The 14,992-nt window shown below is 73.0% G+C and carries 13 protein-coding genes and 6 pseudogenes; 11 read left to right on the top strand and 8 right to left on the bottom strand.

The window, feature by feature from the left end:
- Nucleotides 1–872: 872 nt before the first annotated feature.
- The 8 genes and pseudogenes from WKH84_RS05845 to WKH84_RS05810 all read right to left on the bottom strand — a co-directional run.
- A pseudogene (locus WKH84_RS05845) lies at nt 873–1,079 on the bottom strand (ABC transporter permease); the annotation flags it as partial.
- A gap of 259 nt (nt 1,080–1,338) precedes the next feature.
- A pseudogene (locus WKH84_RS05840) lies at nt 1,339–1,866 on the bottom strand (ABC transporter permease); the annotation flags it as partial.
- 89 nt (nt 1,867–1,955) lie between these two features.
- A complete protein-coding gene (locus WKH84_RS05835; RefSeq protein ID WP_341855968.1) occupies nt 1,956–2,684 on the bottom strand; it encodes an ABC transporter ATP-binding protein in 729 nt (242 codons plus the stop codon).
- A 258-nt stretch (nt 2,685–2,942) separates the two neighbouring features.
- Nucleotides 2,943–3,632: a response regulator transcription factor gene (locus tag WKH84_RS05830; RefSeq protein ID WP_341856788.1), complete on the bottom strand. Its 690-nt coding sequence runs from the start codon at nt 3,630–3,632 to the stop codon at nt 2,943–2,945.
- Nucleotides 3,629–4,012, bottom strand: coding sequence for an ATP-binding protein (locus tag WKH84_RS05825; protein ID WP_341856787.1), 384 nt, complete (start codon nt 4,010–4,012; stop codon nt 3,629–3,631). The genes WKH84_RS05830 and WKH84_RS05825 overlap by 4 nt, the downstream gene beginning before the upstream one ends.
- A 190-nt stretch (nt 4,013–4,202) precedes the next feature.
- Nucleotides 4,203–4,319: pseudogene (locus WKH84_RS05820) on the bottom strand (histidine kinase dimerization/phosphoacceptor domain-containing protein); the annotation flags it as partial.
- Nucleotides 4,320–5,144: 825 nt separating this feature from the next.
- Nucleotides 5,145–5,891 (bottom strand): SOS response-associated peptidase, encoded by a 747-nt coding sequence (locus WKH84_RS05815; RefSeq protein ID WP_341855967.1) that lies wholly within the window; start codon nt 5,889–5,891, stop codon nt 5,145–5,147.
- 1 nt (nt 5,892) lies between these two features.
- Nucleotides 5,893–7,059, bottom strand: coding sequence for a YihY/virulence factor BrkB family protein (locus WKH84_RS05810; protein ID WP_341855966.1), 1,167 nt, complete (start codon nt 7,057–7,059; stop codon nt 5,893–5,895).
- 197 nt (nt 7,060–7,256) lie between these two features.
- Here WKH84_RS05810 and WKH84_RS05805 point away from each other — a divergent pair.
- The 11 genes and pseudogenes from WKH84_RS05805 (at nt 7,257) to prfB (ending at nt 14,765) form a co-directional block, all read left to right on the top strand.
- A pseudogene (locus WKH84_RS05805) lies at nt 7,257–8,484 on the top strand (ATPase, T2SS/T4P/T4SS family).
- A pseudogene (locus WKH84_RS05800) lies at nt 8,481–9,356 on the top strand (type II secretion system F family protein). Before WKH84_RS05805 ends, WKH84_RS05800 begins: the two co-directional pseudogenes overlap by 4 nt.
- A 184-nt stretch (nt 9,357–9,540) precedes the next feature.
- Nucleotides 9,541–9,882 (top strand): hypothetical protein, encoded by a 342-nt coding sequence (locus tag WKH84_RS05795; RefSeq protein WP_341855965.1) that lies wholly within the window; start codon nt 9,541–9,543, stop codon nt 9,880–9,882.
- On the top strand, nt 9,879–10,292 hold the full coding sequence (locus WKH84_RS05790) for a type II secretion system F family protein (protein WP_341856786.1): 414 nt from the start codon (nt 9,879–9,881) through the stop codon (nt 10,290–10,292). The genes WKH84_RS05795 and WKH84_RS05790 overlap by 4 nt, the downstream gene beginning before the upstream one ends.
- Nucleotides 10,293–10,465: 173 nt before the next feature.
- Nucleotides 10,466–10,735, top strand: a complete 270-nt coding sequence (locus WKH84_RS05785; protein ID WP_341855964.1) for a hypothetical protein — start codon at nt 10,466–10,468, stop codon at nt 10,733–10,735.
- 31 nt (nt 10,736–10,766) lie between these two features.
- The gene (locus tag WKH84_RS05780; protein ID WP_341855963.1) at nt 10,767–11,258 is read left to right on the top strand and encodes a TadE family protein; all 492 of its coding nucleotides are present in this window, start codon (nt 10,767–10,769) and stop codon (nt 11,256–11,258) included.
- Nucleotides 11,252–11,731, top strand: coding sequence for a hypothetical protein (locus WKH84_RS05775; protein ID WP_341855962.1), 480 nt, complete (start codon nt 11,252–11,254; stop codon nt 11,729–11,731). Before WKH84_RS05780 ends, WKH84_RS05775 begins: the two co-directional genes overlap by 7 nt.
- Nucleotides 11,728–12,267: a pilus assembly protein TadG-related protein gene (locus WKH84_RS05770; RefSeq protein ID WP_341855961.1), complete on the top strand. Its 540-nt coding sequence runs from the start codon at nt 11,728–11,730 to the stop codon at nt 12,265–12,267. Before WKH84_RS05775 ends, WKH84_RS05770 begins: the two co-directional genes overlap by 4 nt.
- A 219-nt stretch (nt 12,268–12,486) precedes the next feature.
- Nucleotides 12,487–12,603, top strand: a pseudogene (locus tag WKH84_RS05765) (glycerate kinase); the annotation flags it as partial.
- Nucleotides 12,604–12,679: 76 nt separating this feature from the next.
- Complete coding sequence (locus tag WKH84_RS05760) at nt 12,680–13,639, top strand: glycerate kinase (protein ID WP_341856785.1); 960 nt, start codon at nt 12,680–12,682, stop codon at nt 13,637–13,639.
- 11 nt (nt 13,640–13,650) lie between these two features.
- Nucleotides 13,651–14,765 (top strand): peptide chain release factor 2 gene (gene prfB, locus WKH84_RS05755; RefSeq protein ID WP_341855960.1). Its coding sequence is split into 2 segments (ribosomal slippage): nt 13,651–14,509 and nt 14,509–14,765, totalling 1,116 coding nucleotides; the frame shifts between segments, so codons are not numbered across the junction.
- Nucleotides 14,766–14,992 lie beyond the last annotated feature (227 nt).

The raw sequence follows: 14,992 nt of genomic DNA, 5'->3' as shown, positions 1-14,992 counted from the left end.
GTGGTCCCCTCCCCGAGGAGCCGCTCGAGCGTCGCCGGGGTCACCAGCGACATCTGCAGGTTCGCGTCCACCTGGACGCGCAGGTCGTGGCTCTGGCGGTCGGCCCCCACGAGGGAGAGGACCTGGCCGTCGTGGACCCCGAAGCGCTCGGCCCGCTCCTGGCCGAGCGGCACGGTGCCGTCGGCGAGCTCGTCGGCCATCTCGGGACGGTGGGAGACCTCCCGCACCGTCTCCGGGGTCGCGGAGTACAGGGTCATCGGCTCGTCGGCGCCGACCTCGACGTCCCCGCGCTCCCCGGCGTGGGCGGCATCCATGCCCTCGATCGCGGCGACCTGCTCGGCGGCGTCCTCGGGCATCGCCTCCGCGGACAGGACCAGGTCGATCGGCCGACGGGAGTCGAGCTCCGAGGTCAGGGTCGCCTCCGCGGTGCGGGCGCCGACGGTCATCATCGTCATGAGCGTGGTGCCGATCAGGAGGGCCGCGATCGTCGCCGCGGCGCGGCGCGGATTGCGGGCCACGTTCGCCCCGGCGATCCGGGCGGGCGACCCGCCCAGCGACGCCCCGAGACGGGCAGCGAGGGCCGCGAGGGGCCGGGTGAGCGTGACGAGCACGAGCATCACGCCGGTGAAGCTCAGCACCCCGCCGACGATCGCGGCGAGGATGCCGAGGGCGGCGACCCCGTTCAGAGCCAGCGCGGTGCCGCCGACGAGCGCGGCCACGCCGAGCACCACGGCCACCAGGCCCAGCACGCCGCGTACCCCGAGCCCGCGGGTGACGGCGGGCGGTCGCGGGCGCGGCGCCTGCGCCGGCGCGACCCGGGTGGCGGAGCGCATCGGGGCGAGGCTCGCGAGCACGGTGATCGCGACGCCCGCCAGCAAGGGCAGCGGCACCGACCACAGGCTCACCGGCACCGGGGCGACGCCGTTCAGCCAGCCGAGCCCGGCGGCGCCCGCGAGCGCGGCCTGGACCAGCAGGTGCCCGGCGACCACGCCGGCCGCCGCGCCGAGCAGTCCGACCAGCAGCGACTCGCGCGACACCACGGAGCGGACCTGGGCGCGGGTCGCGCCGAGGGTGCGCAGCGGCGCGAGGGAGCGGGTGCGCGCGCGCGAGCGTGACCGCGAAGGTGTTCGCGATGACGACGGCGCTGGTGAACAGGGCGATCACCACGAACACGCCGAGGATCATCCCGAGTGCTCCGAAGCCCTGCATGAAGGAGCCGGCGGCCTCCTCCTCGGCCTCCTCGACGCCGCGCACGGTGATCCCCTCGGCGGTGGTGGCCGAGGCGGCCTCGGCCACCGCGGCGGGGTCCTCGCCGTCGGGGACCGTGGCGAGCCAGGTGTCCGTGGTCGTCCCGGCGGTCGGTCCGAGCAGGGCGGCGGCGTTGACGTCCTGGAGCATCAGGCGCGGGGTGCCGCCGAAGACTGCGCCGGCGGGGTCGGCGGCGATGCCGGAGACGGTAAGCGTCCGCTCCGCCTCCTGCGCGGGGTCCTCGCCCGTGGCCGGGCCGGAGCCCTGCACGGTGATCGGGTCGCCGATCCCCGCCTCGAGGACGTCGGCGGCGGAGCGGGAGAGCACGATCTCGGACTCGGTGCCGGCGGCGGAGCCCTCCTCGAGGGAGTCCTCCTGGCCGGGCGGGAGCATCGTGGCCTCGAAGAACCCGGCGCCGCTCGTCGAGCTCGCCTCGAGATAGCTTCGGGGCGCGGGCCACACGGCCTTGGCGCCCTCGACCTCGGGGGCCGGAAGCGGCTCCTGCGAGGCCCAGTCCTCGTCGGACAGCTCGCGCTGGATCTCAAGGTCCGCGCCCTCGTACATCTGGGAGGCCTGGGAGCGCAGGGAGGCCTGCATCAGGTTCCCGGCCAGCACCATGATCGCGACGAAGGCGCAGGACAGAGTGATGGTGACGACCGCGGCGAGGTGGCGGCGCACCGGGGTCAGCTTCACGGTGGAGCGAGCCATCAGCGCCGCTCCTGCCCCTGAGGTGCGGAGCGCGCGGTGCGGGTCCCGCGCAGGTCCTCGTCGGAGGCGATCCGGCCGTCGGCGAGGGTGAGGATCCGGTCGGCGCGCTCGGCGGCGTCGCGCTCGTGGGTGACCATCACGACGGTCTGACCGAACTCGTCCACCGAGAGGCGCAGGAAGTCCAGCACCTCCTCGGTGGTGCGGGAGTCGAGGTTGCCGGTGGGCTCGTCGGCGAAGACCACGGCCGGGGAGGTGACCAGCGCGCGGGAGATCGCCACGCGCTGGATCTGTCCGCCGGAGAGCTGCGAGGGCAGGTGGTCGAGCCGGTCCGCGATCCCGAAGGCGGAGGTGAGGGTGTCCAGCCAGGCGCGGTCCACGCGGGTCCCGGCGAGCTCGAGGGGGAGCAGGATGTTCTGTTCCGCGGTCAGCATCGGCGGCAGGTTGAACGACTGGAACACGAAGCCGATCCGCTCGCGGCGCAGACGGGTCAGGGCGTCGTCGCGCAGCGAGGTGATCTCGGTGCCCTCGAGCTCGATCGAGCCGGAGGTGACCTCGTCGAGGCCGGCGAGCACGTGCAGCAGCGTCGACTTGCCCGAGCCGGAGGGGCCCATGATCGCGGTGGAGGCGCCGCGGGCGATGTCGAGGTCCACGGCGTCCAGCGCCGTGACGGTGCCGGCGCCGCGCCGTAGGTGCGGGTCACGGCGCGGGCGCGCGCGCGACAGGGTCACCGGAGGTCTCGGCGGAGGGCGGGGGAGCGGCCTGGGCGGCGGTGGTCATCGGGAGTCCTTCGCGACGGGGTCATGATGTCGATCCCGATGCTTCCCGAGCGCGGGCCCCGCGGTCGTCAGCCCCCGGTCGCGGCCTCGCGGACCGGGGGAGACCGAGGAGGGGAGGCCGTCATACCCAGGGATGACGCGGCCGCGACCGCCGGCCGTGCGGCGCGTGAGGGAGGGCATCGCGAGCCGGGGCCCGGCGGTGCCTGCGGCTCACTGCTCGCCGGGGGTGACCAGCCCGGTCTCGAAGGCGATGATCACGGCCTGGACCCGGTCGCGGGCGCCGAGCTTGGCGAGGACCCGCCCCACATGGGTCTTCACCGTCGCCTCGGCGACGAACAGCCGCGCGCCGATCTCGCGGTTCGAACGGCCCCGTCCCATCAGGGTGAGCACCTCGCGCTCGCGCTCGGTGAGGTCCTCGAGCACGGAGGTGTCCTGCTCGGCGGGCTCGGGTGTGGAGACCACCCGCTCCAGGAGCCGGCGGGTCGCCGACGGGGCGATCACCGCATCGCCGCGGTGGACCGTGCGGATCGCGCCGAGGAGGTCCTCGGGCTGGGCGTCCTTGAGCAGGAAGCCGCTGGCCCCGGCGCGGATCGCGGCGACCACGTACTCGTCGAGATCGAAGGTGGTCAGCACGATGATCTTCGGGGCCCGCTCGACGGGCAGATGCTCCAGCGGCGTCGAGGTCGCCTCGATCCCGTCCATCCGCGGCATCCGCACGTCCATCAGCACCACGTCGACGGTGCGGGCGGACAGCTCGCGCACGGCCTCGGCGCCGTCGGTGGCCTGCGCCGCGACCTCCATGTCGTCCTGGGAGTCGATGACCATGGCGAAGCCGGTGCGCACCAGCGGCTGGTCGTCCACCAGGGCGACGCGCAGGGGACGGTCGGCGGTCTCGGTCATGGGGTCTCTCCTCGAGGGTCGTCGGCCGCGGGGCCGGGGGACGTGCCGGGGTCGGTGGTGGTGCAGGGGGAGGCGGGGCCGTCGGCTTCGCCGGGGGTGCCGTGGTCGGCGGGCGGCGGCACGGTCGCCCGCACACGGTAGCCGCGGGAGGGGAGCGGCCCGGCCTGCGGCGTCCCGCCGAGCAGGCTCATCCGCTCCCGCATCCCGGTCAGGCCGTGGCCGAGTCCGTCGGACGTCGGATCGGTGCCCTGGCCGTCGTCGACGACCTCGATGACGAGGTCCTCGGCGTCTCGGACCAGGCGCACGGAGGCGCTCGCGCCGGGCCCGGCATGCTTGAGCACGTTGGTCAGCGCCTCCTGCACCAGGCGGAACACGGACATGCCGACCGACGGGGGGAGCTGGTCGAGGGAGCCCTCGGACTCGAGGTCGACCTCGAGGCCCGCGGCGCGGACGCGCTCGAGCGGCTCGGGCAGCCTGCTCGGGACCGGGCCGCGGGCCGAAGCTGGTCTCGTCCTCCTGGCGTAGCACGCCCAGCAGGGAGCGCATGTCGGCGAGCGCGGCGCGGCCGGTCTCTCCGATGGTGCCGAGCACCTCGACGGCCTTCTCCGGCTTCTGGGAGGCGACGAAGCGCCCGCCGTCGGCCTGGGCGATGATGACGGAGAGGGAGTGGGCGACGACGTCGTGCATCTCGCGGGCGATGCGGGCGCGCTCGTCGGCGACGGCGAGCGCGGTGCGCCGCTCCCGCTCGCGCACCGCCTGCTCGGCCCGGTCGCGGGTCAGGGCGAGCTGGCGCACCCGGGCCCGCTGCAGGTTGGCGAGGGCCCAGATCGCGATGATCGTGATGGTCCCGATGATCCCCAGGCCGACGAAGGTGATGGCGCCCTGGCCGAGGTCGCCGTACTCGCCGAACGCCGCGACGATCCCGAACCAGCTCGCCTGGACGAGCACCCCGAGCATCCCGGCGGCCACGCCGATCAGGTGCACAGCCGTGCCGCCGTAGGCGACGGCGCAGAACATGGCGTAGAAGGTCATCGCGTCGCCCGCGACGACGGGGATGCCGACCAGCACGTGGGAGACGGCGAGCACGCCGATCACGATCACGCCCAGCAGGGGGCGGGTGCGGCAGACCGCCCCCGCGAGCACCATCGGGACCGAGAACAGCATCCACCAGCCGGCACCCCCGGTGCCGGCGCCGAACAGCGACATGAGGGCGGCGGCCGTGCCGAAGCCGATGAGGTCGACGGTGCCGGGGTTCTCGATGATCCAGCGGAACGGGTCGTGCTGGCCGCCGCGCGCACCAGAGTGCCCACGGGGGCGCGCGGCGGTCGCCCGGGGGCGGGCGCGGGCTCCGGGGGCGGGGCGGAGGGAGACGGGCCGGTCATGTCCCCGAGGGTACGGGCGGGGCGGTGCCGCGGCGTCAGACCGCAGTCGGACGGAAGGGCGGTGTGCCTGCGGGGCCCGTCACACGTGCGGCTCTCGCGTCCGGACGGTCCTGGCCCCGTGACGCTGCGGTCACAGCAGTCGCTGCGGCCCTTCGAGCGACTCGGGACCGTCGTTGCCGACCTTTCCGACGGCCGGGTCGACCTCGCGCACCTCGAGGGTCGCGTCCTCCAGCAGGTGCGCGTCGTCGAGGATCCACTCCGCCGCGGCGTGGCGGTCGTCCATCGCGGTGTCGAGCCACGGATCGACCTCCTCGCGGCGCGACATCACGGGGGTGCGGTCGTGGATGCCTGCGAGATCGCCGGTGGCCGCGCGGGTGATGATCGTGGTCGAGAGCAGGAAGGCGCCGTCCTCGGTCGCGGCCGGGCCCTCGTGGACACCCGGACCCTTCCACCAGGAGACCAGCGCCGCCATGTACAGGCTGGAGCCGTCGGCCGGGGCGATGAAGTACGGTCGCTTGCGCCTGCCCTTCTCATCGCGCACCCACTCGTAGTAGCCGTCCATCGGGACAATCGCCCGGTACCGGCCGAGGCGCCGCGGAAGCTGGGCTTCTCGCCGACGGTCTCGCGGCGGGCGTTGAAGGTGCGCGAGGAGAAGGACTCGTCCTTCGCGAAGGGCGGCGACGAGACCCCAGCGGGCGACCCGAAGCGCGCGGAGCACCTCACCGGTCTCCTTGTCGATCGACTCGGTGACCACATGGATCGGGGCGGTCGGCGGGATGTTCCAGCGCGAGCGCAGGCGCGGGTCCTCCAGGTCGACGGCCCCCAGATCGTCCAGCGGCGGATCGATCTCCTGGAAGAAGGCGAAGCGCCCGCACATCTCAGGAGTCCTTCTCGGTGGACTTCCCGTCGGCCTCCGATTCGCCATCGACCACCGGCACGCCGTGGCGCGGGGTCAGGCGGGCGTCCTCGCCGGTGTAGGCGTCGGAGTCGTGGTGGAGATTGCGCAGGCGGATGTCGCGGCCCTCGTCGACGATCGCCTCCCGCTTCTCCTCGGCCTTCTCCGCCCCGGAGGACTCGCGCATCGGCGGCGCCAGGGAGTCCTCGGCGGGCTTGCCGGCCTCGAGCTCGCGAGCCCGCTCGTACTCGGCGTCGACCTCGGCGCCGAGGATGATCACGATGTTGATGATCCACAGCGCGAACAGCACGGCCATGATGCCGCCGATCGCGCCGTAGCTGGAGTAGCCGGCGACGGTGCCCATGTAGATCGACAGCGCCACTGCCGCGACCGCGATGCCGACGATCGCGAAGACGCCGCCGGGGGAGATGAAGCGGAAGGGCTTGTCGATGTTCGGCGCGCCCCAGTACAGCAGCGAGATCAGCGCGAAGGCGATCACCAGGATCACCGGCCACTTCGCGAACGCCCAGATCGGCAGGAAGGAGTCCAGCAGGAAGGTGAGCACGCCCTGGGCCCCGATGCTCGAGGCGATCGGGCCGAGGAGACCTTCGACCAGGGAGGCGCTGAGCAGCAGCGAGACCATCACCAGCAGGATGCCCAGGATCAGTGCGAGGGTCAGCAGCGGCATGGTGCCGTTCATGCGGATGGGGCCGCGGCCCTCGGGGACCTCGTAGATCTGGTTCGCGACCCGTCCGTAGGCCTTCACATAGGCCGAGGCCGACCACAGGGCCGTGCCGATACCGATGATCAGGGCGATCGTGCCGCCGGTCGCGGAGCCGAGAAGGGAGTTCACGGTCGATTCGATCGCATCCTCCGCCCCGAGCTCGCCGCCGCCTGCCGCCTGATTGACGAGGTCCACCAGCAGTCCCGCGATCTGGTCCTTGATCCCCGCCAGCGAGCAGGGTCGCCAGCGAGAACAGCGCCAGCGCGTCGTCGGCGCGATGGAGAGGACCATGAAGTAGGTGAGCTTCGCGGCCTGATCGGTGCCGCCGTCGCGCGTGAACTCGGCGATCACCCGCTTGGCCATGTACTTCAGGGTGGGGCGGGACAGCTTCGGGGCGTCCTCGCCCGTGCTGGTGGTCTCGGCCATGGGAAGCTCCTGGGTGAGAGTCGGCTCGTGGACTGCTGTCATCCTGCCATGGGAGCGGGCGGGGAGAGTTGTCCACATTCCCTGGATTGGCGCGGCGAGCCGGGTGATTTCCCCTTAGAGTGACACGCGTGTCGCGACCTGCGTCACATCGCCGCGCGGTGGAGGGACCGGGCGGTAGGGCTGGGGGAGGGAAGACGTTGGACGCCGCCACCATCATCGAGGCCGAGTCGCGGGAGCTGATCAGGCGCCGTGGCCTGGACGTGCACGCCGATCAGCTGGAGCCGCTGATCCGGGAGGTCGTCGCCGACTACGACCGTCGTTCGTCCTCGGGCGAGGTGCCCGTCTTCGCACGACGACGACACCATGGTCGCGCAGGTCGCCGCGAGGATCGGCGGCTTCGGCCCGCTGCAGGAGATGCTGGATGACCCGGGCGTGGAGGAGATCTGGCTGAACTCGCCCTCCCAGGTGTTCGTCGCGAGGAACGGGCGCAGCGAGCTGACCACCATCGTGCTGACCGACGACGAGGTCCGCGGGATCGTCGAGCGGATGCTCGTCTCCAGCGGCCGCCGCCTGGACATGTCCAGCCCCTTCGTCGACGCGCTCGCGCCGGACGGGTCGCGCCTGCACGTCGTCATCCCCTCGGTGACCCGCACGCACTGGGCGATCAACATCCGCAAGTTCGTCGCCCGCGCCCACGACCTGCAAGGCATGGTCGCCCTCGGCTCCCTCAACCAGCAGGCCGCGGACTTCCTCGACGCCGCGATCGCCTCCGGCCTGAACGTCATCACGAGCGGGGCGACCGGGGCGGGGAAGACGACCTTCCTGCGCCGCCTCGCCCAGTCGATGGGCGCCCGCGAACGGGTCGTGACGATCGAGGAGGTCTTCGAGCTGAACCTCGCCCTGCGGGACGTGGTCGCGATGCAGACCCGCCAGGCGAACCTCGAGGGGACCGGCGAGATCTCGATGCGCCGCCTCGTGAAGGAGGCTCTGCGCATGAGGCCCAGCCGCATCATCGTCGGCGAGGTGCGCGAGGCCGAGTCGCTCGACATGCTGATCGCCCTGAACAGCGGATTGCCCGGCCTCGCTTCGATCCATGCCAACTCTGCGCGGGACGCCGTCACCAAGCTGTGCACGCCGCCGCTGCTGGCTGGGGAGAACGTCTCCAGCCGCTTCGTGGTCCCCACCGTCGCCAGCGCCATCGACCTCGTCGTCCACCTCGACATCCTCGCCGACGGGCGACGGCGCGTGCGCGAGATCGTCGGCCTCAGCGGACGGGTCGAGGAGGAGGTCATCGAGGTGACCGACGTCTTCTCCCTGCGCGGGGACCGGCTGGTCCGCGGCGACGGTCATCCTCCGCACGCCGAGCGCTTCGCCCGTGCGGGTCACGATCTCGCCGAGCCGCTCGGAGGGAGGAGCGCGGCATGACGGATGGAGCGTTCCTCGGCCTCGTCGCCGGGCTCGGACTGCTGTCGATCTGGTGGTCGCTGTGGGAGCAGGAGGGAGCCGTCCCGCGCCCCGGCAGAATCTCTCGAGGGATGGACCGCCTGCGCGACGACCTCATCAAGGTGGGGCTGGACTCGGTGCCTCCTCTTCGCCGTGCCGGCTCTCAGCGCCGGGCTGGGGCTCGTGGTCGCCGCCGCGCTGTGGGCGATCTCCAGTGCGCTCGTCCCGGCGCTGACGATCGGGTCGCTGTGCTCGGTTCTGCCGGTGCTCGTGCTGCGCTCGGCGGCGCGGCGGCGCACCACCGCGATGCGGGAGGTGTGGCCCGAGGCGGTCGACCACATCAACTCCGCCATCCGCGCCGGACTCTCGCTGCCTGAGGCGCTCGTGCAGCTGAGCCGGAAGGGACCCGAGGAGCTTCGGCCCGCGTTCTCCGAGTTCGCCCTGGACTACCAGGCCAGCGGAGATTTTGCCGCCTGCCTCGACCGGCTCAAGGTGCGCCTCGCCGATCCCGTCGGCGACCGGATCGTGGAGGCGCTGCGCGGATCACCCGTGACGTCGGCGGCACGGATCTCGGCTCGCTCCTGCGCACCCTCTCGGCGTTCCTGCGGGAGGACTCCCGCACCCGCGCCGAGCTCGAGGCCCGCCAGTCCTGGACCGTGAACGCCGCCCGACTCGCGCTCGTCGCGCCGTGGATCGTGCTGGCGCTGATGTCGACCCGTCCCGAGGCGGCGCAGGCCTACGACTCCGCGGCCGGGATGGTCCTGGTGGTGGTCGGCGGGGTGGTCTCGCTGATCGCCTACCGGGTGATGCTGATGATCGCGCAGCCGCCGCAGGACGAGAGGGTGCTGCGATGAGCATGTCCCTGCTCGCCGGGATCCTGCTGGGCCTCATGCTCGGCACCGGCCTCTACCTGCTCGCCACGCGCTTCCCTGGCTGCGAACGCGGGACCTCGGCCGGCGAGTCGACCCGTACCTGCGCCGCTCGCGGACCTCCTCCCTGTTCGCGGCGCCGACCAGCAGGAGCCGGGCCCGCATCGTCGTGGAGAACCTCTTCCGCCCGGTCGCGACGCGCGGACTGGGACTGCTCGAACGGCTCACCGGCGGCGCCGAGCGGCTCGAGCGGCGACTGCGCCTGGCGGGCCGACGCACCTCCACCGACTCCTTCCGCATCGAGCAGGTCGTCTTCGGGGCCGTCGGCCTCGTGCTCGGGATCGCCCTCGCCGTCGCCGCGATCGTCGCCGCGGGACGCGAGCGCGGTACTGGGGCTGTTCATCGTCGCTCTCGGCGCGCCGCTGGGCGTGCTCTTGCGCGACTACCTGCTGGGAGTCGAGATCAAGCGCCGCGCCTCCCGCATGGCGCGCGAGTTCCCGACGGTCGCTGACCTGCTCGCCCTCGCCGTCGCCGCGGGCGAGAGCCCGATCGCCGCGATGGAGCGCGTCGCCCGGACCTCGACGGGCGCGCGCGCCCGACGAGTTCGCCGCGACGATCGCCGACATCCGCTCCGGCTCGAGCGTCTCGCAGGCCCTCGCCTCGCTCGGAGCGCGCACCCCGCTGGAGTCCCTCAGCCGGTTCGGCGAGGGCGTCTCGATCGCGATCGAGCGGGGCACACCGCTCGCCGAGGTGCTCCGCGCCCAGGCGCAGGACGCCCGCGAGAACGCCAAGCGCGACCTCATGGAGATGGCCGGGCAGCGGGAGATCGCGATGCTCGTCCCGGTGGTGTTCTTCGTCTTGCCGCTGGTGATCCTCTTCGCGATCTTCCCCGGCCTCGCAGTGCTGGAGATCTCCCTGTGAGCGCCCGCCAGGCCCGTCCCCGGTTGAGGCCCCGCCCTCGATCCCGCTCTCGATGACCGTCCTGATCCCGCCCCCGACCGGGGTCGCCCTGTCCTCCGTCCCTCGATCCCCCGACCGCTCCGATCCGCACCCGCCCGGGACCTGTCCCGGACCCGTCCGCCGAGGAGGCCGACATGACCGTCCACCGCACCCGACTCCACACCCGCACCCGACCGCGTCACCACCGCTTTGAGCCCGGCACGACGGGCCCCGCCTCGCAGCGCGCCGGTCTCCGCGACCGTCTCCTGGCGCGGCTGGCCTCCGACCAGGGCGACGTCCCCGGCTGGGTGCTGATCACGCTCATGACCGCCGGGATCGTCGTCGCTCTCTGGGCCGTCGCCTCCGACCAGATCGTGCAGATCTTCGAGAACGCGATGGCGCCCTTCCTCGGCGGCGACCTCTGACCACGTCCGTTCACCGCGAACCGTTCTGCTGATGCGCCGCCCGGCCCCGCCCCGTCCCTGCGCCCCCGCTCCCGCGGCGGTGAAGGCGATCGACCTGCCCTGCCGCGATCGGCCGAGACGTCGGCGCGGACGGGAACGGCATCTCGCGGCGCGGCCGCGGGAGGACGACGGGGCGGCCGTGGCCGAGTTCCCGATGGTCGCGGTGCTGATCGTGATGATCGCGCCGCTGGTCATCCAGGCGGCGCTGATCGTCCACACCCGCAACACCCTCGTCGACGCCGCCGTGCAGGGAGCGCACCATGCCGCGCTCGCCGGATCGACCCCTCAGGACGGCGCCCAACGGGCGCAGCGGCTCGTCGACGAGCGCTTCGGGCGAGGGCTCGAGGCCGAGGCCACCGCCGTGCAGGAGGACGACGGGACCATCCGTGTGCAGGTCGACGCGACGCTCCCGCTAGTGGGGCTGATCGGCCCCGCCGGCGCGCTGAGCGTCGAGGGCAGGGCCGTGGACGAGGAGGCATGGTGAGAGGACTCCGTCGCCTCCTGCTTCCCGCCGCTCCGGACGGGCTCCGACACCGGCTCGAGGACGAGAGGGGCAATGCCCTGGTCGAGTTCGTGGTGCTGGCCGCGGCGCCGCTGATCCCGACCCTCTACCTCGTGCTCACCCTCGGCAACGTGCAGGCCGCGGCCTTCGCCGCCGATACGATCGCCCGCGACGCCGCGCGCATCCACGCGACCGAGCCCGACCCCGATCGCGCCGCCGCCCGCGCCTCCCGCCACATGGAGCTGGTCCTCGGGGACCACGGCCTCCCGCCGGGTGACGTCGTCGAGCTCAGCTGCAGCGAGGACCCCTGCGCGACCGCGGGAGGAGTCGTCACCGCACGGGTGCGGATCCCCGTCCCCGTGCCGGGGCTGGGACCGATCCTCGGGGAGACCGGCCCCGTCGCGGTCGGCGCCTCTCACGCGGTGCCCGTCGACCAGTACCGGGCGGACCTGTGAGGTCCGGGCCCGAGCAGGAGCGGCGCCGCCGTCCCTTCCTGCTCCGCGCGGCCGCCGCCCCGCTCGCCGCGGGTGTCGGTCGGCCGATCGCGACCCTGCGGGAGCGGTGGGCGGACGCGCGCGGCTCGATGACGATCCTGACCACCGGGGTGCTCGTCGTGATCCTCATGGTGATCGCTGTCGGCACCTCGATCACCGGGGTGCGACTGGAGCGCAACGGCCTCCAGCACGCCGCCGACAGCGCCGCCCTCGCCGCCTCCCAGGCCGTGGATCCCGCCCGGATCTACTCCGACGGGGACGGCCCCGCGATCCACACCGGCTCCGCCCGCGACGCCGCCGAGGAGCACCTGCGCACCTATCCCTACGACACCACCAGCACCGAAGACATCCACATCCAGGCGGTCACGGTCGACGCCGACGGCACCGCTCACGTCATCCTCGCCGCCCGCACGAACCCTCCGCTGGTCGGCTGGTTCACCCGCGGCACCGGCACCTCGATCCCGCTGACCGTGCTGGGTGAGGCCCGGGCGCGGTGAGCCGCCTCCGTCCGGTTCGTGCCGGCCTCTCGACCGTGCCGCCGGTCCGGCCATGCCGTCGGCTTGCCCAGGTCATCGGGAGTCCGAGTCGCGGGCAGGGGAGCAGCAACCACTTCACGTCCGTAGGATCCGAGCCAGCGCCATGACGTCCGCCACCGTCGCACGAGCCTTCGCCATGTCCCACCCGCCGCTCACCGTCGAGCAGATCGCGAGCACCGCATGACCCGCCTCCTCCTCGCCCCCGACAAGTTCAAGGGCTCCCTCACCGCCGCCGAGGTCGTCACCGCCCTCACCCGCGGGATCGCCGCCACCGCCCCGGACGCCGAGATCACCGCCTGCCCGATCGCCGACGGCGGCGACGGCACGGTCGACGCGGCCCTCGCCGCCGGAGCGACCGCGCGGCCGCGCGACCATCACCGGCCCGACCGGAACACCGCGCGAGACGGTCTGGGCGCTCGAGGGCACCACCGCCGTGCTCGAGCTCGCCGACGCCGTCGGCCTGAAGGCACTGCCCGGCGAGGAGCTCGCCCCGCGCGACGCCTCCTCCCGCGGGCTCGGCGAGCTGATCCTCGCCGCCGTCCGCGCCGGAGCCAGCGAGATCGTCGTCGGCCTCGGCGGCGCCGCCTCCACCGACGCCGGCGCCGGACTCCTGCAGGCCCTCGGTGCGCGCCTGCTCACCGCCGACGGCGAGGACATCGCCCCCGGCCTCGCTGGCCTCGAGACTCTGACGAGCGCCGACCTCGCACCGGCGATCGCCGCCCTCGAAGGAGCCTCCCTGATCGCCGCGAACGACGTCGCCAACCCCCTGCTCGGCGCCGACGGGGCGGCCGCCGTCTACGGACCGCAGAAGGGACTCGGACCGGAGGCCGTGACCGCCGCCGATCGCACCCTCGCCGCCGCCGCGGCGCCGCTGGACCCGAGCGGTGAGACGGCCCGTGCCGAAGGCGCCGGGGCCGCCGGCGGCGTCGGCTTCGCCCTGCTGCTGCTCGGGGCGATCCAGCGCTCCGGCGCCGACGTCGTCCTCGAGCTCGCCGGCTTCGACGCCCGTCTCGAGACCGCCGACCTCGTGGTGACGGGGGAGGGGAAGCTCGACGTCCAGACCCTCCAGGGCAAGGGCCCCGCCGAGGTCGCCTGCCGCGCCGCCGCGGCCGGACTGCCCGTCCTCGCCGTCGCCGGCGCCGTCACCCTCGATCAGCAGGAGCTCGCCTCCGCCGGGATCGACCAGGCCTTCGACCTCGTCTCCCGCGCCGCCGAGGTGCCCGATGCGATCGCGCGCGGCGAGGCGCTTCTGGAGGAGGTGGGCCGTGAGATGGGACGCGCCCTGCCCGCTCTCCTCGGCGACTCCCAGGCCGCATCGAGCCCTCTGCCGTAGACTCCCCGATCGTGGCTTCCATCGACTTCTCCGAAGAGATCCCCCGGCTCCGCTCGACCCTGTCCTCGATCGAGCAGGTGACGGACGTCGACGCCCTCGATAAGAAGATCGCGGACCTGGAGAAGCAGGCCTCCGCCCAGGACCTCTGGGACGACGTCGAGAACGCCCAGAAGGTCTCTTCCGCGCTCTCCCACGCCCAGTCCGAGCGGCGCCGCATCTCCGAGCTCGCCTCCCGCATCGAGGACCTCGAGGTGATGGTCGAGCTCGCCGCCGAAGAGGACGACCCCGACACCCTCGCCGAGGCCGAGGCCGAGGTGGCCAGCATCCACAAGACCCTCGATGAGCTCGAGGTGCGCACGCTGCTGTCGGGCGAGTACGACGAGCGCGACGCCGTGATCACCATCCGCGCGGGCGCCGGCGGCGTGGACGCCGCGGACTTCGCCGAGATGCTCATGCGCATGTACCTGCGCTGGGCCGAGAACAACGGCTACTCCACCAAGGTCATGGACACCTCCTACGCCGAGGAGGCGGGGCTGAAGTCGGTGACCTTCGAGGTCGCCGGCCCCTTCGCCTACGGAACCCTCTCCGTCGAGGGCGGCACCCACCGCCTGGTGCGCATCAGCCCCTTCGACAACCAGGGCCGCCGCCAGACCTCCTTCGCCGCGGTCGAGGTGATCCCGCTGATCGAGTCGACCGACCACATCGAGATCCCCGAGAACGACCTGAAGATCGACGTGTTCCGCTCCTCCGGTCCGGGCGGCCAGTCGGTGAACACCACCGACTCGGCGGTGCGCATGACCCACCTGCCCACCGGCACCGTCGTGTCGATGCAGGACGAGAAGTCCCAGATCCAGAACCGCGCCGCGGCGCGCGCGTCATGCAGTCGCGCCTGCTGCTGCTGAAGAAGGCAGAGGAGGCCGCCGAGCGCAAGGAGCTCGCCGGCGACGTCAAGGCGTCCTGGGGCGACCAGATGCGCTCCTACGTGCTGAACCCGTACCAGATGGTGAAGGACCTGCGCACCGAGTACCAGGAGGGCAACCCCTCCGCCGTCTTCGACGGCGAGATCAGCGGCTTCATCGACGCGGGCATCCGCTGGCGCGCCGAGCAGGGCAAGAAACAAGACTGATCGACGTACTGGCGAGGGGCGAGCCGGTAGGAGATCGGTCGAGACGGCGCAGGACTGATCGACGTACTGGCGAGGGACGAGCCGGTAGGAGATCGGTCGAGACGGCGCAGGACTGACTCCGTTGCCGTGCGGCCGGCCCTGGTGACCGGTCCCACCCCGGGCTTGACCAGGTTTTGACCCGACCCCTGTCCACAGCGCCGTGGAAATACGACCGTGCGCCCCTACGC

Origin of the sequence: Brachybacterium sp. GPGPB12 (genome assembly GCF_038396325.1) — a bacterium.
Classification (GTDB): domain Bacteria; phylum Actinomycetota; class Actinomycetes; order Actinomycetales; family Dermabacteraceae; genus Brachybacterium; species Brachybacterium conglomeratum.
This window is presented reverse-complemented; position numbering and strand designations above follow the sequence as displayed.